General features: G+C 72.5%; 20 protein-coding genes. 8 read left to right on the top strand and 12 right to left on the bottom strand.

Features of this window, described 5'->3' with window-relative positions; translation table 11 throughout:
* Nucleotides 1-23: 23 nt before the first annotated feature.
* The 3 genes from QWM81_RS02500 to QWM81_RS02490 all read left to right on the top strand — a co-directional run bounded on the left by QWM81_RS02500 (nt 24) and on the right by QWM81_RS02490 (nt 3,805).
* Nucleotides 24-152: a SapB/AmfS family lanthipeptide gene (locus tag QWM81_RS02500; RefSeq protein WP_290109742.1), complete on the top strand. Its 129-nt coding sequence runs from the start codon at nt 24-26 to the stop codon at nt 150-152.
* A gap of 108 nt (nt 153-260) precedes the next feature.
* A complete protein-coding gene (locus QWM81_RS02495) occupies nt 261-2,102 on the top strand; it encodes an ABC transporter ATP-binding protein (protein ID WP_290109741.1) in 1,842 nt (613 codons plus the stop codon).
* A complete protein-coding gene (locus QWM81_RS02490; protein ID WP_290109740.1) occupies nt 2,099-3,805 on the top strand; it encodes an ATP-binding cassette domain-containing protein in 1,707 nt (568 codons plus the stop codon). The genes QWM81_RS02495 and QWM81_RS02490 overlap by 4 nt, the downstream gene beginning before the upstream one ends.
* Before the next feature lie 401 nt (nt 3,806-4,206).
* On the opposite strand, the gene QWM81_RS02485 is transcribed toward QWM81_RS02490, so the two are convergent.
* Nucleotides 4,207-4,815 (bottom strand): response regulator transcription factor, encoded by a 609-nt coding sequence (locus QWM81_RS02485; RefSeq protein WP_290109739.1) that lies wholly within the window; start codon nt 4,813-4,815, stop codon nt 4,207-4,209.
* 421 nt (nt 4,816-5,236) lie between these two features.
* Here QWM81_RS02485 and QWM81_RS02480 point away from each other — a divergent pair, with 421 nt between their 5' ends.
* Entirely contained in the window at nt 5,237-5,707 is a 471-nt protein-coding gene (locus QWM81_RS02480) for a DUF6098 family protein (protein ID WP_290109738.1), read from the top strand.
* Nucleotides 5,708-5,722: 15 nt separating this feature from the next.
* On the opposite strand, the gene QWM81_RS02475 is transcribed toward QWM81_RS02480, so the two are convergent.
* The 5 genes from QWM81_RS02475 to QWM81_RS02455 form a co-directional block, all read right to left on the bottom strand.
* Nucleotides 5,723-5,881, bottom strand: a complete 159-nt coding sequence (locus tag QWM81_RS02475) for a hypothetical protein (protein WP_290109737.1) — start codon at nt 5,879-5,881, stop codon at nt 5,723-5,725.
* Between the two features lie 109 nt (nt 5,882-5,990).
* Nucleotides 5,991-6,944 (bottom strand): cytochrome c oxidase assembly protein, encoded by a 954-nt coding sequence (locus QWM81_RS02470; protein WP_290109736.1) that lies wholly within the window; start codon nt 6,942-6,944, stop codon nt 5,991-5,993.
* Between the two features lie 107 nt (nt 6,945-7,051).
* The gene (locus tag QWM81_RS02465) at nt 7,052-8,077 is read right to left on the bottom strand and encodes a 6-phosphofructokinase (RefSeq protein ID WP_290109735.1); all 1,026 of its coding nucleotides are present in this window, start codon (nt 8,075-8,077) and stop codon (nt 7,052-7,054) included.
* 167 nt (nt 8,078-8,244) lie between these two features.
* The gene (locus QWM81_RS02460; protein ID WP_290109734.1) at nt 8,245-8,973 is read right to left on the bottom strand and encodes a type 1 glutamine amidotransferase; all 729 of its coding nucleotides are present in this window, start codon (nt 8,971-8,973) and stop codon (nt 8,245-8,247) included.
* A gap of 29 nt (nt 8,974-9,002) precedes the next feature.
* Nucleotides 9,003-10,250, bottom strand: a complete 1,248-nt coding sequence (locus QWM81_RS02455; RefSeq protein WP_290109732.1) for a Mur ligase family protein — start codon at nt 10,248-10,250, stop codon at nt 9,003-9,005.
* Nucleotides 10,251-10,366: 116 nt separating this feature from the next.
* Between QWM81_RS02455 and def the strand changes: the two genes are divergently transcribed.
* On the top strand, nt 10,367-10,912 hold the full coding sequence (def, locus tag QWM81_RS02450) for a peptide deformylase (protein ID WP_290109730.1): 546 nt from the start codon (nt 10,367-10,369) through the stop codon (nt 10,910-10,912).
* Between the two features lie 174 nt (nt 10,913-11,086).
* Here the strand turns inward: def and QWM81_RS02445 are convergent, their stop codons facing one another.
* Nucleotides 11,087-11,734, bottom strand: a complete 648-nt coding sequence (locus QWM81_RS02445; RefSeq protein WP_290109728.1) for a TetR/AcrR family transcriptional regulator — start codon at nt 11,732-11,734, stop codon at nt 11,087-11,089.
* Nucleotides 11,735-11,872: 138 nt separating this feature from the next.
* On the opposite strand from QWM81_RS02445, the gene QWM81_RS02440 reads away from it, so the two are divergent.
* Nucleotides 11,873-13,108, top strand: a complete 1,236-nt coding sequence (locus tag QWM81_RS02440; protein WP_290109727.1) for an acyl-CoA dehydrogenase family protein — start codon at nt 11,873-11,875, stop codon at nt 13,106-13,108.
* A 53-nt stretch (nt 13,109-13,161) separates the two neighbouring features.
* Here QWM81_RS02440 and QWM81_RS02435 read toward each other — a convergent pair whose 3' ends face one another.
* From QWM81_RS02435 to QWM81_RS02415, 5 genes are all read right to left on the bottom strand, one after another.
* Nucleotides 13,162-14,088 (bottom strand): carbohydrate ABC transporter permease, encoded by a 927-nt coding sequence (locus QWM81_RS02435; RefSeq protein WP_290109726.1) that lies wholly within the window; start codon nt 14,086-14,088, stop codon nt 13,162-13,164.
* Nucleotides 14,085-15,431, bottom strand: a complete 1,347-nt coding sequence (locus tag QWM81_RS02430; RefSeq protein ID WP_290109725.1) for a carbohydrate ABC transporter permease — start codon at nt 15,429-15,431, stop codon at nt 14,085-14,087. Before QWM81_RS02430 ends, QWM81_RS02435 begins: the two co-directional genes overlap by 4 nt.
* A gap of 5 nt (nt 15,432-15,436) precedes the next feature.
* On the bottom strand, nt 15,437-16,762 hold the full coding sequence (locus QWM81_RS02425) for an ABC transporter substrate-binding protein (protein ID WP_290109724.1): 1,326 nt from the start codon (nt 16,760-16,762) through the stop codon (nt 15,437-15,439).
* 2 nt (nt 16,763-16,764) lie between these two features.
* Nucleotides 16,765-18,450 carry a glycoside hydrolase family 13 protein gene (locus QWM81_RS02420; protein ID WP_290109723.1) on the bottom strand — a complete coding sequence of 562 codons (1,686 nt, stop codon included), beginning with the start codon at nt 18,448-18,450 and terminating at the stop codon, nt 16,765-16,767.
* A 212-nt stretch (nt 18,451-18,662) separates the two neighbouring features.
* A complete protein-coding gene (locus QWM81_RS02415; RefSeq protein WP_290109722.1) occupies nt 18,663-19,937 on the bottom strand; it encodes an ABC transporter substrate-binding protein in 1,275 nt (424 codons plus the stop codon).
* Nucleotides 19,938-20,059: 122 nt separating this feature from the next.
* On the opposite strand from QWM81_RS02415, the gene QWM81_RS02410 reads away from it, so the two are divergent.
* Together QWM81_RS02410 and QWM81_RS02405 are read left to right on the top strand one after the other, a co-directional pair.
* Nucleotides 20,060-20,575, top strand: a complete 516-nt coding sequence (locus QWM81_RS02410) for a PadR family transcriptional regulator (RefSeq protein ID WP_290109721.1) — start codon at nt 20,060-20,062, stop codon at nt 20,573-20,575.
* Nucleotides 20,572-21,342: an ABC transporter ATP-binding protein gene (locus QWM81_RS02405; RefSeq protein WP_290109720.1), complete on the top strand. Its 771-nt coding sequence runs from the start codon at nt 20,572-20,574 to the stop codon at nt 21,340-21,342. Before QWM81_RS02410 ends, QWM81_RS02405 begins: the two co-directional genes overlap by 4 nt.
* The last annotated feature ends 2 nt before the right edge of the window (nt 21,343-21,344 follow it).

Below are 21,344 nucleotides of genomic sequence, written 5' to 3'. Positions count from 1 at the left end.
CCCATGAAGGAAAGGAAACCATCATGACCCTTCTCGACCTGCAGTCGATGGAGACCCCCAAGGAAGAGGCCACGGGCGACATCGCCACCGGCAGCCGCGCGAGCCTGCTGCTCTGCGGCGACAGCAGCCTGAGCGTCACGACCTGCCACTGACCCGCCCGGCCGCGCGGTGCCGAATGCCGCGCGGCTGAACGGATCACCCGGTCCCGGGCGGCTCACCCCGCCCGGGACCACCCACACCCCCGCGGAGGACACCCACCGATGACCTCCCCGCCCCCGAACGCCCCCGGGCCGGCAGCCCCCATGCGACCCGCCGGGCCCTTCGGCCATGCGCGGGCGCCTGGGCCCGCCGGCACCTCCCGGCCCGCCTCCCGCGCCTCGTGCGACGGCAAGCAGCACGCGGCGGACCGGGCCGAGCGGGTGCTGTGGGGGGCTGGGCGGCACAGCGGGGGGCGGGCCGTGGCGGTGCTGGTCTGCTCCGTGGCGTCCGCGCTCGCCGCCCTTGCCGAGCCCGCCGTACTCGGCCGCAGCCTCGACCTGCTGCTTGCCCGCGATCCCGGCGCGTCGCGCTGGGTCACCCTGTGCGCGGCACTCATCGCCGCGGAGGTGGTTCTCGACGCGCTGGTGGCCCTGCTGACCGGTACCGTCAACGCCCGCTCCACCGCCTGGCTGCGCCAACGCGCCCTCGCCCGCCTCCTCACCGCCTCCCCGCACCACGCGGCCCGCTTCGCCCCCGGCGACCTCGCGACGCGGCTGACCGCCAACGCCACCGAGGCCGGCACCGTGCCCGCCACGGCCGCGGGCGCCGCCGCCGCGCTCCTCCCGCCGCTCGGGGCGCTCGTCGCGCTGCTCCTCATCGACCTGTGGACGGCGGCCGCGTTCCTGGCCGGCGCCCCGCTGCTCGTCCTGCTGCTCCGGTCCTTCGCCCGTACCTCCTCCGGCACCGTCTCCCGTTACCAGCGCGCGCAGTCCGCCATGGCGGACCGCCTCGTCGAGGCGCTGGCCGGCGCCCGTACCATCGCCGCCGCCGGAACCGTCGTACGCGAACAGCGGCGCGTCCTCGCGACGCTGCCCGAACTCGCCGCCGAGGGGCGGACGATGTGGCTCGTCTACGGCCGCGCCGTCGCCCGCAGCGGTGTCCTCATGCCCCTGCTGGTGTGCGTCGTCCTGGCCGTGGGCGGCGCCCGGCTGGCGTCGGGAGCCCTGGACGTCGGCGACCTCGTGGCGGCCTCGCGGTACGCCTCCCTCGCCGCCGGCATCGGCGCGGTGGCCGGCGTCCTCGGCGCCCTGGTCCGGGGCCGCACGGCCGCCCGCCGCACCGCGGAACTCCTCGCCCTGCCCGCCGTCCCGCACGGTCGCGGCGCCCTGCCCGCCGGCGGCACCGGCACCCTCGAACTGCGCGGCGTCACCGTCCTACGGGACGGGAAGCCCGTGCTGCGCGGCGTCGACCTCCTGGTGCCCGGCGGCGCGACCGCGGCCGTGGTCGGCCGGTCGGGCGCGGGCAAGTCGCTGCTCGCCGCCGTCGCGGGGCGGCTCGTGGACCCCGACGAGGGCAGCGTCCTGCTCGACGGCGTACCCCTGGACTCCGTCGAGCCGGGGCAGCTCCGCCGCGAGGTCGGCCACGCGTTCGCCCGCCCCGCGCTCTTCGGTACGACGGTCGGCGACACCATCGCGTTCGGCACCGACGTGCCCGCGCCGGGCGCCGTGCGGTCCGCCGCCCGGGCGGCCGGCGCGGACGGGTTCGTTACACGGCTGCCCTACGGCTACGACACGCCCCTCGCCGACGCGCCGCTCTCGGGTGGCGAGCTGCAACGCCTCGGCCTGGCGCGGGCGTTCGCCCACGCGGGACGGCTGTTGATCCTCGACGACGCCATGTCCGGCCTGGACACCGTCACCCAGCGGCAGGTCGAGCGGGCCCTGGCCCATGACGTCAGGCCGGGCACCCGGCTGGTCGTCGCCCACCGGCTCTCCTCCGCCGCCCGGGCGGACCTGGTGGTGTGGCTGGACGGCGGCCGGGTACGGGCCGCCGGGCCGCACCGGACGCTGTGGCGGGACCCGGCGTACCGAGCCGTCTTCGCCACGGCGGGGGCGGCGGACGCATGACGGAGCGCCGGGTCCTGGCCGAGGGGCGGCGTTTCCTGCTGCGGAGGAAGCGCGACCTGGTGCGGCTGGCCGCCTGGTCACTGCTGGAGTCCGCCCACACGTTCCTCGGTGGGTACGGGGTCGCCCGCGCCCTGGACGACGGTTTCCTCGCCGGGCGCACCGGCACCGGCCTGTTGTGGCTCGCCGTGGCCGCCGCCGGGACGCTGCTCGGCGGGTTCGCCGTACGCGGGGTGTTCGGCGGCCTCGCGGGCCTGGTCGAACCGCTGCGCGACGGCCTGGTACGCCGGGCCGTGTCGCAGGCCCTCGCGGCGGCGGTGGCGGACCCGGCACGTGCCGAGAGCGCGGCCGGCGGCACGGCCGTCTCCCGGCTCACCCACCAGACCGAGATCGCCCGCGACAGCTTCGCCGGACTCGTCCTGACCGCCCGCTCCTTCGTCTTCACCGCCCTCGGCGCGCTGCTCGGCATGGCCTCCCTGGAGCCCGCGCTGACGCTCGTCGTCCTGCCGCCGCTCCTGCTCGGACTGGCGATGTTCCTCGCCACCCTCGCCCCCATGGCCGCCGTGCAACGCGCGTTCCTCGACGCCGACGAGGCACTGTCGGCCCGGGTCGGCGCGGTCGGCGCCGGGCTGCGGGACGTGGTGGCGTGCGGCGGCGAGCGGCACGTCACCGCCGACGTCGGACGGCTGATCGACGCCGAAGCCCGCCTCTCGCGCCGCCTGGCCCGCTGGGCGGCCGTCCGCACGCTCGCCCTCGGCGCGGCGGGCCGCCTGCCGGTCATCGCGCTGCTGCTGGCCACCCCGTGGCTCCTGCGCCGCGGGGTCACGGCCGGCACCCTGCTCGGCGCCCTCACCTACCTCATCCAGGCCCTCCTGCCGGCCCTCGACGCCCTGATGACCGCCCTGGGCACGGCCGGAACACGCCTCCTGGTGGTCCTGGAACGCTTCACCGCCGCCCCGTCCGAGCTCCCGGCGCGCCCGGAGCGCCCGGCGTCCATCAAGTCCGCCGTCCTCCTGCGCCCCACTCCGCCCGCCGCCGAACTGCGCGGCGTCAGCTTCGCCTACGGCCCCGGGGCGCGCCCGGTGCTGGACGGACTCGATCTCGTCCTCCATCCGGGGGAGCACCTCGCCGTGGTGGGACCGAGCGGAATCGGAAAGTCCACCCTGACCGCCCTGCTCGCCGGGCTCCTGGCTCCGACCGGCGGCACGGTCGCCGTGGCCGGCGTACCCGCGCTGCTGCCGCAGCAGGCGTACGTCTTCACCGGCACCGTCCTCGACAACCTCCGCTACCTCCGCCCCGACGCCACGCCCGCCCAGGTCCGGCAAACGGTGGACGCGCTCGGGCTGGCGCCCCTCCTGCAGCGGCTCGGCGGCCCGGACGCGGTGATCGCCCCGGGCAGGCTGTCGCAGGGCGAGCGGCAGCTGCTGGCGCTCGGCCGGGCGTATCTGTCGCCCGCCCCGCTGCTCCTGCTGGACGAGGCGACGTGCCATCTGGACCCCGACACCGAGGAGCGGACCGAGCGGGCCCTCGCCGCCCGGCCCGGCACCCTCATCGTCGTCGCCCACCGCATCTCGTCCGCCCTGCGGGCCGACCGGGTCCTGGTCCTGGACGGGGACCGGGCGCAGTGCGCCCCGCACGGCGAGCTGCTGGCGCGCTCGGCCCTGTACCGCGACCTCGTCGGCCTCTGGCACCCCGACGCGGCCTGAAGCCGCCCCCGGCCTGATCCGCTCACGTGACCCGGACCGCGCCCGGCCCGACCCGCCACCCGGCCCGAGGCCGTCACCCGACCTGAACCGCCGCCGACCCGCCACCCGGCCTGATCCGTCGCGGGCTCGAACCGTCGCCCGGCCTACCCGCCACCCCGCCCGCAGCCGTCACCCGACCTGAACCGCCGCCGACCCGCCGCCCGACCCGCCCCGCCGCCCGGCTTGATCCGTCGCGGGCTCGAACCGTCGCACGGCCTGATCCGTCGCCGGCTCGAACCATCGCCCGGGCTGACCCGCCACCCCTCCCGAAGCAGCCCCCCGCCTGCGGCCGTCACCCGGCCACGGACCCCCAACCCGGCCACGGACCCTGGACCCGGCCACGGATCCTGAGCGCGGCCCCCTCACACCCATCCGGCACCCTGCGAGATTCTTATCGCGTCGATCCGGTTGCGCGCGCCGACCTTCCGCGTGGCCGACGCCATGTAGTTGCGGACCGTTCCGTTCGACAGATGCAGGCCCCGCGCTATCTCCGCGATCGACTCGCCCTCCGCCGCCCGCGCCAGCACGCTCAGCTCACGCGCGGTCAACGGCATCCGCGACGCCTCCAGAAAGCCGAAGGCGAGCGATTCGTCGACGAACCGCTCGCCTTCCGCGACCTTCCGGATGCCCCGCACCAGGCGGTGGGGCGAGCCGTCCTTGTCGACGTACCCCAGCGCCCGTGCCTCGAACGCCCGGCGCAGTCTCCCCGGCCTGCCCGCCGACGCGAGCACCAGCAGTCCGCTGCGCCCGCCCCACGCCCCCAGGCCCGGCTCCGCCTCGCCCTCCAGCAGCGCCGAGGCCCCCGGGCAGTCCAGGTCCACCACGCACACGTCCGGCCGTAAGGACTGTGCGTGACGGTTGGCGGTACGCCAGCCGGCCGCGACCACGTCGAACGACCCCTCCGATTCCAGCAGCGCCGCCAGCGCCGACCTCAGCAGGCTGACACTGTGCAGCACGAGAACCCTCGTCATGCCCCATCCCCTCCCGGTCATCCACCCGGCTCCCCCCGCCGGGCTTCCGTATGGTCACCCATGCGGTTGCCCACGGCGGCGGGGTAAGAACATCGCCGCGAGTCGTAGGGGGCGCGTGCCACCGCCGACGAGCGCCCCCCTCACGCCACCGTGCGCAGGAATGTGCGCCCCTGCCCCCGGCCGCCTCCCCGCTGCCCCGCGTGACGCGACAGGCGACGCGACAGACGACGCGACAGACGGCGCCCGGCCCCTGCCCGCGTGGTGCGAACCCGCGCGGCTGACGAAGATGGCTGGTGAAGAGCGGATGACGGGGTACGTGTGGTCCCCACGGAATCCCTGTGGCTCTCCAGGACTCCTGTGGCTCCCCAGGGCTCCCTTCCGTCAACGACACGACTCCGTACGACAAGGAGGGTGAGGCTCCATGACCGACACGGCCGGCCGGAGAGCGGCCCCCGACGGCATGACCGTGCTGCCCACCGTGCGCTCCCTGGAGGAGCTCGGTGAACTGGTGGAACGCCATGGATCTCTCTACGTCCGGTGGTCCAGGGGCCCGTCCCATGACCTCGGCAAGACCCGTAGCGTGGATGAACTCACCGGCATCCCGATGCCCGGCCTGTCCGCCAACCCGCTCCAGGTGGAGCGGTGGTGGGGCGACCGCTCCCTGCGGTTGTGGGTGGCCCGGCGGCTGTACGACTACCACCACCTGCGCCGCGAGCGGGACGGTGACGTACGCCCCTGGACGCTGCGCGGCCGCGAGGTGGCCCGTGGCCCGGACAACGAGCCGCTCCTGTGTGACATCGAGCCGGTCAGCTGGATCGACCTGGCGGTCATCGACGAGGCCAAGGAGGAGGTGGCGCGCCAGCGCCGCCCCTGGGGCCCGATGCGCCGCTGACACCGCCGCCCCGCCTCACATGTCGCGGATGGCGGCCATCCCGATCGTCACCAGCCCGAGCACCACCCAGGCGAACCACAGCCAGCCGTTGCTGCCCAGTGCCACCGTGTACGCCGTCGTCAGTACCAGCGCCCCCACGGTGAGCACACCCATCGTCTTCGTGGAACCGGACATGCGCGCCCTCCTCCCGGCCGCGGCCGTAAGGCCATGGTCACCCGGGAGGAGGCCCGGGCGCTACTGCCCGGCGCGCTGATTCCCGCCCCCGCGGTCCGGAGCCGGGCCGCTACCGGCCGCGCGCCTGAAGTGAGGCCAGGTAGGCGTTGTACGCCTCCAGCTCCTTGTCGCCGTCCCGGTCGGCCGCCCGGTCCGTGCGGACCGCCTGGCGCTGCTCGGAGCGGTACCACTGGTACACCAGCGCGATCAGGACCAGCACGGAGGGGATCTCGCTGAACGCCCAGGCGATGCCGCCCGCCGCGTTCTGGTCGGCGAGGGCGTCGATACCGAGGGAGGCGGGCGGATTCTCGTACGCCTTGACCATCGGTTCCGTCGCCATCATCAGCGCGATACCGAAGAAGGCGTGGAACGGCATGCCCGCGAAGAGCTCCAGCATCCGCATCACATAGCCGGGCCGGTGCGGGCCCGGGTCCACGCCCATGATCGGCCAGAAGAAGACCAGCCCCACCGCGAGGAAGTGCACCATCATCGCGATGTGTCCGGGCTTGGAACCCATCAGGAAGTCGAAGAGCGGCGTGAAGTACAGGGCGTACAGGCTGGCGATGAACAGCGGGATCGTGAACACCGGGTGCGTGATGATCCGCATGTAGCGGCTGTGCAGCAGTGACAGCAGCAGCTCGCGCGGCCCCTTGCTGCCCCGCCGGGACGCGACCGGCAGGGCCCGCAGCGCCAGTGTCACGGGCGCCCCGAGCAGCAGCAGGATCGGCGACAGCATGCTGATGATCATGTGCTGGACCATGTGCACGCTGAACATGACCATGCCGTAGTCGTTGAGCCGGGTGCACATCACCAGTGCCACGGTCAGCACACCCGCCAGGAACGACACGATCCGCCCGGCCGGCCAGGCGTCGCCGCGCCTGCGCAGCCGGACGACGCCCCACCCGTACAGGCCGAGCGCCAGCAGGCAGCCGACGAGGAAGAAGGTGTCCGGCGAGTACGCGAGCCCCCGCCCCAGCGTGAACGGCGGCAGATCCATGGTCATGCCGTGCCCGCTGTGATCCATGCGCCGGCTCCTGTTTCGTACGGGGTTGTCCGCTTGCCGGTCCAGACTAGAGCCGCCCCCGGCCGCTTCTGCGACCGGGGGCGGGTGGTTCGGTACGAAACGGAAATCTAGAGGACGGTCTCGGCCTCGTCGTACCGCTCCGCCGGAACCGTCTTGAGCGTCTCCACGGCCTGGGCCAGCGGCACCATGACGATGTCCGTGCCGCGCAGCGCGGTCAGCATGCCGAACTGGCCCCGGTGCGCCGCCTCCACCGCGTGCCAGCCGAACCGCGTCGCGAGGACACGGTCGTAGGCGGTCGGCGTCCCGCCCCGCTGGACATGGCCGAGGATCACCGCGCGGGCCTCCTTGCCGAGCCGCTGCTCCAGCTCGCCGGCCAGCTGCTGGGCGACGCCCGCGAACCGCTCGTGCCCGTAGATGTCCTTGCCGCCCTCGTTGAACTTCATGGTCCCCTCGCGCGGCTTGGCACCCTCCGCCGCGACCACGATCGCGAACTTCTTGCCCGCCTCGAACCGCGCACCGACCCGGGCGGTCAGCTCGTCGATGTCGAAGGGGCGCTCGGGGACGACGATCGCGTGAGCACCGGCCGCCATGCCGGAGTGCAGGGCGATCCACCCGGTGTGGCGCCCCATGACCTCCACGATCAGCACACGCTGGTGGGACTCGGCGGTGGTCTTCAGCCGGTCCAGCGCCTCCGTGGCCACCCCGACGGCCGTGTCGAAGCCGAAGGTGACGTCGGTCGAGGCGATGTCGTTGTCGATGGTCTTCGGTACGCCGACGATGGGCAGCCCCGCCTCGGAGAGCAGGTTGGCCGCCTTGAGGGTGCCCTCCCCGCCGATCGGGATGATCGCGTCGAGGCCCAGCTCGGCGACGTGCCCCTTGGCGCGCTCCACACCGTCACGCAGGTGCGCGGGCTGCACGCGGGAGGAGCCGAGGATGGTGCCGCCACGGGCGAGGATGCCGCCCACCGCGTCCAGGTCGAGCTTGCGGTAGTCGCACTCCAGGAGGCCCTTCCAGCCGTCGTGGAACCCGATCACCTCGTCGCCGTGGTCGACGACGGCACGGTGCACGACGGAACGGATGACGGCGTTCAGACCGGGGCAGTCGCCCCCGGAGGTGAGCACACCAATGCGCATAGCCCGAAATACCTTTGCAACGTGGGCCGACTCCCGGACCACGTCGTCCGGTTGGATCCCCGCCACCCTACCGAGAATGGGTGACGGGGCCGAACCGAGCGTCCGTCTACTGGACGGTATTCGGATGAACCGACAATGGACGCGGTATCAGAAGAGCCGGCGTCCGCTCAGGCGGGCTGGCTCGCCGCCGCGATCCGCTCGGCGCGCAGCGCGTCGTACCACCGGTCGTCGGTCGGCGGCAGCGCGTTCACATCGAGGGCCAGCTTCAGCAGCAGGTCCGCGATCTGCGGGTTGCGCGCCATGACCGGCCCGTGCATGTACGTACCGAAAACGGTGTCGTTGTACGCGCCTTCGGTGCCGTCCCCGGTGCCGTTGCCGTTGCCGAACACGGTGCGCGCGAACGGGCGGGCGGTGGGGCCCAGGTGCGTGATGCCCTGGTGGTTCTCGAACCCGGTCAGCTGGGGCAGGCCCAGGCGCGGGTCGATGTCGGCGAGCACATCACCCACGCACCGGGCGCCCTCACCACGGGTCGAGATCACGTCGATCAGGCCGAGGCCCGGCTCGCGCTCACCGAGGTCGTTGATGAACTCGTGGCCCAGGATCTGGTACCCGGCGCACACCGAGAAGATGATCGCGCCGTTCTCGGCGGCCCGGTTCAGCCCGCCGTCCCGGCGCAGCCGCTCGGCCGCCAGCCGCTGCGGGCGGTCCTCGCCGCCGCCGATCAGGTAGATGTCACCGGACGTCGGGATCGGCTGGTCGCTGCGCACGTCCACCCGCTGCACGTCCAGGCCGCGCTGGCGGGCGCGGCGCTCCACCACGAGGGCGTTGCCCTGGTCTCCGTACGTACTGAGCAGGTCGGGGTAGACCCACACCAGACGCAGACTGCTGTCGCTCATGCTCATTGTCCTTCAGCCTTGAAGCGGGGTCAGTTGCCGACGCGGCGGCGTACGTCCTGGAACGCGGTGTAGTTGGCGATGAGCTCGATCCGCCCGGGCGGAGCCAGCTGGACCGCCTCGTCGACCGTCTCGCACACCCGGAAGTCCAGGCCCGCGACCTCCAGGCGCACCGCCAGGTCCAGGCGGCGGTCACCGATCACGAAGATCGGGTGCCCGGCCAGCCGCGTGTAGTCGACGTCCCACAGCCAGGACGTGTCCGTGCCGTCCGCGCCCCGGGCGTTGACGGAGAGGATCACCGGTGTGGGCGGCGGGTCGATCAGCGAAAACGTTTCGAGCCAGCCCGCCGGGTTCTTCGCCAGCAGCAGCCGCAGCTCACGGTCCTGGAAGTTCACCACGTCGTACCGGCCGGCCACCGCCTGCACCTGGTACATGCGCTCCAGCGCGACCTGCGGCGGCACGCCGAAGACGGCGGCGACGGCGGCGGAGGTGGCGGCGTTCGCCTTGTTGGCACGGCCGGGCAGCTGGAGGTGGATCGGCCAGGCCGAGCCGTGCGGGTCCAGGACGTAGTCGCCGCTGAGCGCCCAGCTCGGGGCGGGGCGGCGGAAACCGCACTCGCCGCAGAACCAGTCGTCGCCGGGGCGCTGCATGACACCGCCGCAGGCGGGGCAGGACCAGGCGTCGTCCTTCCACTCCTGACCGGCCGCCACCCAGACGACATTGGCGGAGGAGGACGCGGCCCACACGATGAGCGGGTCGTCGGCGTTGGCCACGACGACCGCCTTCGTACCCGACAGGCCCTCGCGCCACTTCTCGGCCAGCATCCGCGTCTCCGCGGCGCGGTCGAGCTGGTCGCGCGAGAGGTTGAGCAGCGCGATGGCCTTGGGCTCCACATCGCGCGCGACACCGGCGAGGTACTTCTCGTCGACCTCGATCACGCCGTACTTGGCGTCCGAGCCGCCCGCGAGGGCGGAGGTGATGCCCGCGGGCATGTTCGCGCCGAGGGCGTTCGAGACGACCGGGCCGCTGGCCCGCAGCGCCTCGGCGATCAGCCGGGTGGTGGTGGTCTTGCCGTTGGTCGCCGACACCAGGATCACGTCCAGATGCTGCGCCAACCGCCCCAGCAGGTCGGGGTCGAGCTTGAGCGCCACCCGGCCGCCGATCACCGATCCGCTGCCGCGTCCCGCCGCGCGAGACACCGCCGCTGCGGCCTTGCCCGCCGTCACGGCCAGCTTGGCGCGCGGCGACAGCGGCTCTGCGTTGCCAGGGTGTCCTGCCATCGTCCTTGTTCCTCCTAGCGTGGGTGCGGGCTCAGCCTATCGAGATCCGGCCCGGGCGCCCGAACCGCGCCACCTGCCGGAACCGGCGGGGCGGCGCGGAACGTACGCTGGGCGCCATGCGAAACCGGCCGATCCCCGGCAGTTCCGGCCATGTACGAGCCATGACCCTGCTCGGCGATCCGGTGCTGCACACCCCCTGCGAGACCGTCACCGATTTCGGTCCGTCCCTGTCCCGGCTGATCGAGGACATGTTCGCCACGATGTACGCGGCCGGGGGCGTGGGCCTCGCCGCGAACCAGGTCGGCGTGGGCCTGCGGGTCTTCGTGTACGACTGCCCCGACGACGAGGACGTCCGGCACCTCGGTCACCTCGTCAATCCGCGCCTGGTGGAGGCGGACGGGGTGACGGTACGCGGCCCGGAGGGCTGCCTGTCCCTGCCGGGCATCGAGGCGGGGACGGAGCGTTTCGACCGCGCGGTGGTGGAGGGCGTCGACCTGCTGGGGGCGCCTTTGCGTGTGGAGGGCACGGGGTTCTTCGCCCGCTGCCTCCAGCACGAGTGCGACCACCTGGAGGGCACCGTCTACACGGACCGCCTCACCGGCTGGCGCCGCGCCAAAGCCCTGCGGGCGGCGCGCCGGGCGCAGTGGGCGCGCACGCGCTGAGGAACCGGGGCTTCCGCCTCGGACCCCGTACGGCCTTCGGCCGTGTCCTCGAACGCCGGACGGGCTGAAGGTTCAGCCTCGCCGGCGATTGGGGCGCGCGGGTCCGGGGGGCCGAGCCCTCGGTCACGCCGAAGGGGCGGGGTGGGGGAAGGCCCCGCGCAGCGGACGCCTTCGTCAGAACCCCGGGCCGCCCGCCCTGTCGTCGACCTCCGCCAGGCGTCCCCACAGCAGATCGGCCAGCCCCCGTACCAACTCCTCGCGGGTGCAGGGTCGTTCGCCGAGCCACCAGTCGCCGGCGGCGTGCATCATGCCGACGATGCCGTGGCCCCACACCCGGGCCAGCGCCTCGCTGGCCGGGCCGAGTTCGATGCGCTCGGCGATGACCTGGGCGAGCTCCTCGCCCATGCGGCGCAGCAGCGGCGCCGAGTGCCGGCCCACGTCGAAGGCGTGCTCCGCGTGCTGCCCGGCGTCCTCGGCCGGGTGCATCAGGAAGCGGTACACCTGCGGCCGCGCCTCGATCGCCGCCAGGTACGTGTCGAGGGTCGCCTCCACCCGCTCGCGGCGCTCGGCGGGAGCGTCGAGCGCGGCGCGCAGGGCGGCCAGCAGGGCGTCCGTGTGCCGCTTGGCCAGCGCGCGGTACAGGCCGCCCTTGTCGCCGAAGTGCCGGTAGAGGATGGGCTTGGTGATACCCGCCTCGGCGGCGATGGCGTTCATGGAGGCCTGCGGTCCGTCGCGGAGGACCACCCGGTCGGCCGCCTCGAGCAGTTCGCGTCGACGCTGGTCGGCCGACCGTTGCTGGTCGGTCCGGTGTGTGGTGCCCATAGCGTGTGTCTCCCCGCCCGTGCGATGTCCGTAAGGCTTGCGCAACGTAACACTCCGCCCCAGGGTGGCTTCTGGTTGACAGCCGCTACTTACCGGTAACAGACTGCGGTTACCGCAAGTAACACCCCGGGAGGGAACATGGCCGAGTTCACCCTTGAACTCAACGACGACCAGCAGCAGGTCCGTGACTGGCTGCACGGCTTCGCCGAGGACGTGATCCGGCCGGCCGCCGCCGAGTGGGACGAGCGCGAGGAGACCCCCTGGCCGATCATCCAGGAAGCCGCCAAGGTCGGCATCTACTCCCTCGACTTCTATGCCCAGCAGTTCTTCGACCCCACCGGCCTCGGCATCCCCATGACCATGGAGGAGCTCTTCTGGGGCGACGCGGGCATCGCCCTGTCCATCGTCGGTACGGGCCTGGCGGCCGTCGGCGTCCTCGCCAACGGCACCGAGGAGCAGATCGGCACCTGGATCCCCCAGATGTACGGCGACCCCGACGACGTCAAGGTCGCCGCCTTCTGCTCCTCCGAGCCCGACGCCGGCTCGGACGTCGCCGCCATGCGTACCCGCGCCGTCTACGACCGGGCGAACGACGAGTGGGTCCTCAACGGCACCAAGACCTGGGCCACCAACGGCGGCATCGCCAACGTCCACGTCGTCGTCGCGGTCGTGGACCCCGAACTGGGCTCCAAGGGCCACGCGTCCTTCATCGTGCCGCCGAACACCCCCGGCCTCTCCCAGGGCCAGAAGTTCAAGAAGCACGGCATCCGCGCCTCCCACACGGCCGAGGTGGTCCTCGACGACGTGCGCGTCCCCGGCCACTGCCTCCTCGGCGGCAAGGAGAAGCTGGACGAGCGCCTCGCCCGCGCCCGTGAGAAGGCCGCGAAGGCGGGCAAGGACGGGGAGCGCCTGAAGAACGCGGCCATGGCCACCTTCGAGGCGTCCCGCCCGGCCGTCGGCGCGATGGCCGTGGGCACCGCCCGCGCCGCGTACGAAGTGGCCCTCGACTACGCCAAGACCCGCCACCAGTTCGGCCGCCCCATCATCGACAACCAGGGTGTCGCCTTCCAACTGGCCGACATGCGCACCCAGATCGACGCCGCCCGCCTGCTGGTGTGGCGCGCCTCCTGGATGGCGACGACCGGCAAGCCCTTCACTTCCGCCGAGGGCTCGATGTCCAAGCTCTACGCGAGCGAGGTCGCCAAGAAGGTCACCGCCCAGGCCGTCCAGATCCTCGGCGGCAATGGCTTCACCCGCGAGTACCCGGTCGAGCGGATGCACCGGGACGCCGCGATCTACACCATTTTCGAGGGCACCAGCGAGATCCAGCGCCTCGTCATCGCCCGCACGCTGTCGGGCATGCCGATCCGCTGACCCGGCGGCGGGGCGCCTCCCCCGTGTGAGGCGCCCCGCCCGTACCCGTGACCTCACTTCACGGACCCCGCCATCACCCCCTGGACGAAGTGCCGCTGGAAGGCGAAGAAGACCACCACCGGCACGATCAGGGAGAGGAAGGCCCCCGGCGCCAGGACGTCGATGTTGCTCCCGAACAGCCGCACCTGCGACTGGAGTTCCACGGTCAGCGGCTGGGAGGAGCTGTCGGCGAACAGCAGCGCCACCAGCATGTCGTTCCACACCCACAGGAACTGGAAGATCGCCAGGCTGGCGATGGCCGGGCGGCCCACCGGCAGCACGAGCCGGGTGAAGATCCGCCACTCGCCGCCGCCGTCCATGCGCGCCGCCTCCAGCATTTCGCGCGGGATGTCGGCGAAGTAGTTGCGCAGCAGGAAGATGGCGAACGGCAGCCCGTACGCGACGTGGAACAGCACCACGCCCGGGATCGTGCCGAACAGGCCCAGCTGTCCGAAGAGCTTGGCGACCGGCAGCAGGCCCACCTGGACCGGGACCACCAGCAGGGCCACCACCAGCAGGAAGATCCAGTCGCGCCCCGGGAACTCCAGCCAGGCGAAGGCGTATCCGGCCAGCGCCGCGATGACGACCACGAGTGCGGTCGTCGGCACCGAGATCAGCACGGTGTTCCAGAAGGCGCGGGTGATACCGGCGTTGCCCAGCAGCGCCGTGTAGTTGTCGAGCGACAGCTGCCCCGGCGCGGTCAGTGCCGTCCACCAGCCGCTCGCCGCGTTGTCGCTGGCCGAGCGCAGCGAGGACAGCAGGAGCCCGGCCACCGGGGTGACCCAGACAAGGCCCACGACGACGAGGAACGCCCGCACCAGGCCGTTGCCCAGCCACCGGCGCAGCCGGCCGCCCGCAGCCCGCCCGGGCACGGGCCGGGACGTCGGGGCGGGAGCCGGCGCGGGCGCCTTCGAGGGGGGTGCGGTGACGGTCGCGCTCATGACTGACTCCTGCGGAAACGGCGGACGTTGAACACCATGGCGGGGATCACCAGCAGCAGGAGCAGCACACCGAGCGCACTGCCGAGCCCCTGGTTGTTGCCGCCGCCGAAGGAGACCAGCCACATCTGGGTGGCCAGTACGGTGGCGTCCTCCTGCACCGGCCCCGGCGCGATGATGTAGATCAGGTCGAAGACCTTCATCACATTGATCACGAGGGTCACGAAGACGACGGTCAGTACGGGAGCCAGCAGCGGCACGGTGATCCGCCGGAACACCTGCCACTCGCTCGCCCCGTCCATCCGCGCGGCCTCCAGCGCGTCACGCGGCAGCGACGACAGCCCCGCGCCGATGAGCACCATGGCGAAGCCCGTCCAGATCCACAGGTACGCGCCGATGATCGCCGGGGTGACCAGGGCCGGACCGAGCCAGGAGACGCCCTCGTAGGGCGGCGCGAAGTTCGCCGCGGGCAGCCGCACGGTGTACGAGCCCGCCGCCAGCTCACCGAAGCGGAACGAGCCGTCCGCCGCCGTCGTCGCCGTGGCGACCGCCCTGCCGTCCCGTTCCGCCTCCACCGTCATCCCCGGCAGCCCGCGCTCGGCCGCGTCGACCACGCCCGGCCTGCCGCCGCCCCCGGGCGTGAAGTCCAGGTAGACGGCACCGCCCAGCTCGCCTGCCCCCGCCCGGACCGGGGCGGCGGGCTTCGCCCCGGCGGGCACGTCCGCGGGCGGCACGCCCACGAACCCGAGGGTGACCGTGTCACCCGGCGAGACGGCACCGGTCGTGCGGTACGAGCCGTCAGGAGCCCTGTCCAGGCCCTGGCCTTCCCGGGCCCGGGCGGTCGGATAGGAGGACGACTCCTTGAACGCGTCGTGCACACCGACCACCGCCGCGTTGAGCACACCCTTGTCGGGGTCCTCCTCGTAGGCGAGCCGGAAGATGATGCCCGCCGCGAGGAACGAGACCGCCATCGGCATGAACAGCAGCAGCTTGAAGGCGGTCGCCCAGCGGACCTTCTCCACCAGCACGGCGAGGATCAGCCCGAGCCCGGTCAGCAGCGTCGGGGCGACCACCACCCAGATCGCGCTGTTGCGGATGGCCGTGAGCGTGGCCGGGTCGCGGAACATCTCCGCGTAGTTCTCCCCGCCGACGAACCGGCTCCCGGACGCGTCGAAGAAACTGCGGCCGACGGAGAACAGGACGGGGTGGACGACCAGCGCGCCGAGCAGCAGCAGCGCGGGCAGGACGAAGGCCAGGGCGATGATCCGCCGGCGGCGCTCGGCGCGGCGCCGGGGACTCGCGCCCCGCGCCGGGGCGGCGCCCACGGGGGTGGTGAGGGTGGTCATCCGCCTCAGCCCTTGTACGCCTTGGCCGCCGCGGCTTCGAGCCGCGCCGCGGTCGCCGCCGGGTCGGACGGGTCGCGCAGGAAGTCCTGGAGGATCTTCCATTCGCCCATGCCCTTGGTGCCGCCGAACGCGGCCGGCGCCTGGTCCGACATGTCGAAGCGCACCGAGTCCCCGGCGGTTATCAAGGACTTGGCGGTCTCCCGCAGGGTGTCGTCACCGTACGACGCCAGGTCCAGCTTCTTGTTGGGGGAGAGGAACCCGCCCGCCCGCGCCCACACGGCGGCCGCCTCGGGCGTCGCGAGGAACTCCAGGAACGCGGTCGCGGCCTTCTGGTTCCTGCCGTCCTTCAGCACGACGGCGGCGTCACCGCCGCTGACCACCGGTGCCTTGCCGCCGGTGACCGCGGGGAAGGGGAAGAAGCGCGCCTCCTCGCCGATCTTCCGGCCGAACTGGTCCTTGGCGACACCGGCGACGAAGTCCCCCTCGTACACCATCCCGGCCTCCGGCTCGGGGCCGAAGACCTTCTCGACGGAGCCGGGGAAGTCGGTGCTGAGCGCGCCCTTCTGGCCGCCAGCGATCAGCTTCTTGTCGGCGAACAGCTTCCCGAGGGTGGTCAGGGCCTTCACCACGGTCGCGTCGGTCCACGGGATCTCGTGCTTGGCGAGCCGGTCGTACTTCTCGGGACCTGCCTGCGAGAGGTAGACGTTCTCGAACCAGTCGGTGAGCGTCCAGCCGTCCTCACCGGCGACCGCGAAGGCCGGCAGACCGGAGTCGGAGACGGCCTGCGCGGTCCTGAGCATCTCCTCGTACGTCTTCGGTGGCTTGACGCCCGCCTGCTCGAACGCCTCCGGGCTGTACCAGACGGTCGACTTGTGGGCCGCCTTGAAGTACAGGCCGTACAGCTTCCCGCCGACCGAGCCGTACTCCTTCCAGACCGGCGCGTAGTTGGCGCCGACGGCCTTCTGGGTGGTCGCCGACAGCGGGGTGAGCCAGTTCTTCTTCGCGAACTGCTGGAGCACACCCACCTGGGGGACCATCACCACGTCGGGCGCGTTGCCGCCCTCGATCTTGCTGCCGACGACCGTGGAGACGTTGTCGCCGGTCGACACGTACTGGGTCTTGGCGCCGGTCTTCTCGGTGAAGGCGTCCAGCACCTTCTGGAAGTTCTTCTGCTCGGCGCCGGACCAGACACCGGCCACACTGAGGGTCTGGCCGCCGAACTCCTTGCTCCCGCCGCCCGCGCTCACCGGGCCGCCGCCGCACGCCGTGGCGCCGAGCGCCAGGGCGAGTGCGCAGCAGCCGGCCATCGTCATCCGTCGTCGCGTCATCATCGTCATACCTCCGGGGTGGGGTGGTCGCTGATCCACCAGGCGGCGGTGGATCCGGGCAGTACGCCGGCCGGACAGGGGCCGCTGGACAGCAGGGGGGCGCCGGGGACCGGGGCGGGCACCGGGGCGGTGGTGAAGTTCACGGCGCAGACGAGCCCTTCGCCGCGTTCGAAGGCCAGGACACCGGGCGGGGACTCCAGCCAGCGCAGCGTCCCCTCGCCCAACTGCGGCAGGCCGCCGCGCAGTTGCAGGCCGTCGCGGTACAGGTGCCAGAACGAGCGCGTGTCGGCCAGCGCCCGTTCGGTGGCGTGCTCGGCGAACCAGCCCGGCTGCGGCAGCCACGGCTTGGCGCTCTCGGCGCCGGTGCTGAAGCCGAACGGAGAGGCGTGGCCCGACCACGGCAGCGGCACCCGGCAGCCGTCGCGGATGCGGGCCCGGCTGCCGGTGCGCCGGAAGATCGGGTCGGTGAGCACGTCGTCCGGCAGGTCGTCCACCTCCGGCAGGCCCAGCTCCTCACCCTGGTAGATGTACGCGGCGCCCGGCAGCGCCAGCATCAGCAGCGCGGCGGCCCGCGCCCGGGCGGCGCCCAGGCCGCTGCCCTCGGTGCCGGACTCGCCGTACCGGGTGACGCTGCGGACCTGGTCGTGGTTGTTGAGCACCCAGGTGACGGTGGAGCCGGTGCCCGCGATGTCGCGCATGGCCTCGTCGATGACCTCGCGGAAGGCGCGGGCGTCCCAGGGCGCGCCGAGCAGGTCGAAGAAGAACGCCTGGTGCAGCTCGTCGGGGCGTACGTACTTGGCGTGTTCGCGGGCGTTCGGTACGGAGACCTCGCCGACGAGCAGCCGTTCGCGCCCGTCGCGCGCTTTGTACTCCTCGCACACCGCGCGCCAGTGGCGCCACACCTCGTGCACCTCGGGCTGGTTCCAGGCCAGTGGGTTGACCGAGTCGCGGGTGCGGGCGTCGGCCTCGGGGTCGGGGGAGTCGGGCAGGTCGGGGTGCTTGAACAGCCCGGCGGCCACGTCGATACGGAAGCCGTCGACGCCCCGGTCCAGCCAGAACCGCAGGACATGCTCGAAGTGGGCGGCGACCTCGGGGTTGCGCCAGTTCAGGTCCGGCTGCTCGGGCGTGAACATGTGCAGGTACCACTGGCCCGGCGTGCCGTCCGGCTCGGTCACCCGGCTCCACGCCGGACCGCCGAACATGGCGTGCCAGTTGTTGGGCGGCACGTCACCGCCCGGGCCCCGGCCCTCGGCGAAGTGGAACCGGGCGCGGGCCTCGCTGCCGGGGCCGGAGGCGAGCGCCTCGCGGAACCAGGCGTGCTCACTGGAGCAGTGGTTGGGGACGATGTCCAGCAGCACCTTGATGCCGAGCCGGTGCGCGGCGGACACCAGCCGGCCGAACTCGTCGAGGTCGCCGAAGACGGGGTCCACCTCGCAGTAGTCGGCGACGTCGTAGCCGTGGTCGGCCTGCGGTGACGGGTAGAACGGGCTCAGCCAGATGCCGTCCACGCCCAGCTTCTTCAGGTACGGCAGGCCGGCGCGGACCCCGGCGAGGTCGCCGATTCCGTCGCCGGTGCTGTCCAGGAAGCTGCGGACGTACACCTGGTAGATCACCGCGTCGCGCCACCAGGGGTGGGCGGAGCGGTGTATGAGGCGCTGCGAGAGGCCGTCGCCGGCGGGAGCTGTGAGCATCACCCGTTGACCTGTCTTCGTGAAGGGTGCGCGCCACCCAGAGGGAGAGTAGCGATGAGCGGTTATGCATGCATGTTAAGTAGGCATGGCGACAAGGTGTCAACGATGCTGCCAAAAACAGCGGAAGTTGGCGGCTTATGTCCCGGTGTGGACCCACAGGACAGCGTGCTTGGTTACCTAACGGGTAACTGGGTCGGTGAGATGGGCCCGGGTCAGCGGCGGTGGGCGATGGCCGCGAGCTCCCCGGCCAGCCGCCGTACGGCCGCCTCGGGCGTCTGGCGCTGCGCCATCGCGTCATGCGCCACGGCCTGCACGGCCAGGCTGACCTGCTCGTAGTGCGGGCTCTTGGGGCGCGGGGCGGCCGCGAGCACGCTCGCCCGCAGCGCCGGCAGGTAGGGGAACTGCCGTACCAGCGCGGGATCCTGGTACAGCGCCGCCCGCACCGGCGGCAGCGCGCCCTCGCTCAGGACGCGGCGCTGCACCCGGTCGCTGGTGAGGTACGCGATGAGGTCCCGCGCCGACTCCGGATGCCGTGCGTGGCTGCTCACCGCCAGGTTCGACCCGCCCAGCACGCTCGTCCCCGGCCCCTCGGGCCCCGGCAGCGGCACCGCGCCGAACCTGCCCGCCACCTTCGAATCCCGGCCGGACGCGCCGGCGTAGGCATAGGGCCAGTTGCGCAGGAAGAGCAGCCTGCCCTCCTGGAACGCCCGCCGCGACTCCTCCTCGGTGTACGACAGCGCTTCCCGAGGGATCCAGCCGTCCCGTACGCCCCGCGCCAGGAAACCGATCCCCGCGCGGGCCGCGGCCGACTCCACCGTGACCCGCTCGCCGTCGTCACCGAGGATCGAGCCGCCCGCCGAGTAGACCGCCTCGGCGGCGTTCACGGTGAGCCCCTCGTACGGCAGGAACTGGCCCGCGTAGCCGCCGATCCCGTACCGCGGCGCGATCGTCCTGGCTTGGCGCCGGAGCTCCGCCCAGGTCCGCGGCGGCCGTTCGCCCTGGCGGTCGAGGATGTCCTTGCGGTAGAACAGCATCCCGGCATTCGTGACATAAGGGACGGCGTACAGCTTGTCGTCGTACGTCGCGGTGTCCACCACCGGCGGCAGGAAGCTCTTCAGCGGGAAGCGGTCCCTGTCGAGCGGCGCGATCCACCCCGCCGCGGCGAACTCCGAGGTCCAGGCGACATCGATGTTGAGGACGTCGAACCGGCCCTCGCCCGGGCGCCGAAGGTCGGTGATCATCTGCGCGCGGGTCTCGTCGGCGGAGTCCGGCAGCTCCACGAGGGTGACCTTCTCGGCCGGACGCTCCCGGTTCCAGCCCTCCAGCACGGGCCCCAGATAGCCGGTGAGATCACCGGCCGTGGCGAGCGTCATCGGACCGCGCCCGCCGTCGCGGTCCCCGCCGGCGGGGGCGGCGGACGCCGCGTACCCGCTCAGGACGACCACCATCGCCAGGAGACCCCTACCGGCGGCACGCATCCACCGCATAGGTTCCTCCTTGAGCACCCCGCCGTACCGCTTCGTCCGGCGTCAGGGCATGTATACCCGTTAGGCATGGGCGATACTAGAGCCCACATCACATCGGGAGCACGCGGAGGAGGACAGCACGGGTGCGCCTTCCCCTCCTCGCCCTTCTGGCACGCGGCCCCGCCCACGGCTACGAGCTCAAGCAGGACCTTGAGCAGTTGCTCGGCTCCGCGTACCCTCCCACCAACGTCGGCCAGATCTACGTCACGCTCGGCCGGCTGGAGAAATCCGGGCTGATCGAGGGCGAGGAGATCGCCCAGGAGAGCCGGCCCAACAAGAAGATCTACCGCCTCACCGACGCCGGGCAGGAGGCGCTGCGCGCCTGGTTCGAGGAGACGGCCGACGAACCCAGGGTCCGGGACGAGTTCTTCATGAAACTCGCCCTCGCCCCGCGTACCGGGCTCGCCGACCAGATCGCCCTCATCAACAAGCAGCGACGCGAGTACCTCAACACCATGCGCAACCTGTCCAAGCTGGCCGCCACCGAAGACCGGGACAACCGCATCGCCCACCTGCTGATCGAGGGCGCCATGCTCCACCTCCAGGCCGACCTCGACTGGCTGGAGCGCTGCCAGGAGGAACTGGAGGAGCTGCAATGACCGACTCCGCCGGCATACCCCTGCTGCGCGCCGAGGGCCTGGTCAAGACCCACTACGGCGAGGGCGCACCCGCCCACGCCGTACGAGGCGTCGACCTCTCCGTACGGCACGGGGAGTTCGTCGCCGTCACCGGCCCCTCCGGCGCGGGCAAGTCCACGCTGCTGCACCTGCTCGGCGGACTCCAGCGGCCCGACAGCGGCTCGCTGTGGCTCGACGGCGAGTGCACCGACGCCTACAGCGAGGCGCGGTGGGCGATCGAGCGGCGCCGCCGGATCGGCATCGTCTTCCAGTTCTTCAATCTCGTCTCCAACCTGACCGTCGCCGACAACGTCGAACTGCCCGCCCTGCTGGCCGGCCGCTCCGCCCGGCAGGCCCGCGCCGAACGCGAGAAGCTGCTGGGCGAGCTCGGCCTGGAGGGCAAGGCCCGCAGCATGCCGGGCGAGCTGTCCGGCGGCGAGCAGCAGCGCGTCGCGCTCGCCCGGGCGCTGGTCAACCAGCCCCGGTTGCTGCTGGCCGACGAACCGGCCGGCAGCCTCGACAGCAAGGGCACCCGCGAGGTGACACGGCTGCTGACCCGCTTCCACCAGCGCGGGCAGAGCATCGTCCTCGTCACCCACGACGCGCGACTCGCCAGCGCCGCGGACCGGGTGATCAGCTTCTTCGACGGCCGGATAGCCGACGACGCCGAGCTGGGCGGGACACCGCCGCGCCGCACCGGCCCGGCCGGCGTCATCGCGCTGAACGAACTGAACGAACTGAAGGACTGACC

The organism is Streptomyces ficellus, assembly GCF_030406405.1.
Taxonomy (GTDB): domain Bacteria; phylum Actinomycetota; class Actinomycetes; order Streptomycetales; family Streptomycetaceae; genus Streptomyces; species Streptomyces ficellus_B.
This window is presented reverse-complemented; position numbering and strand designations above follow the sequence as displayed.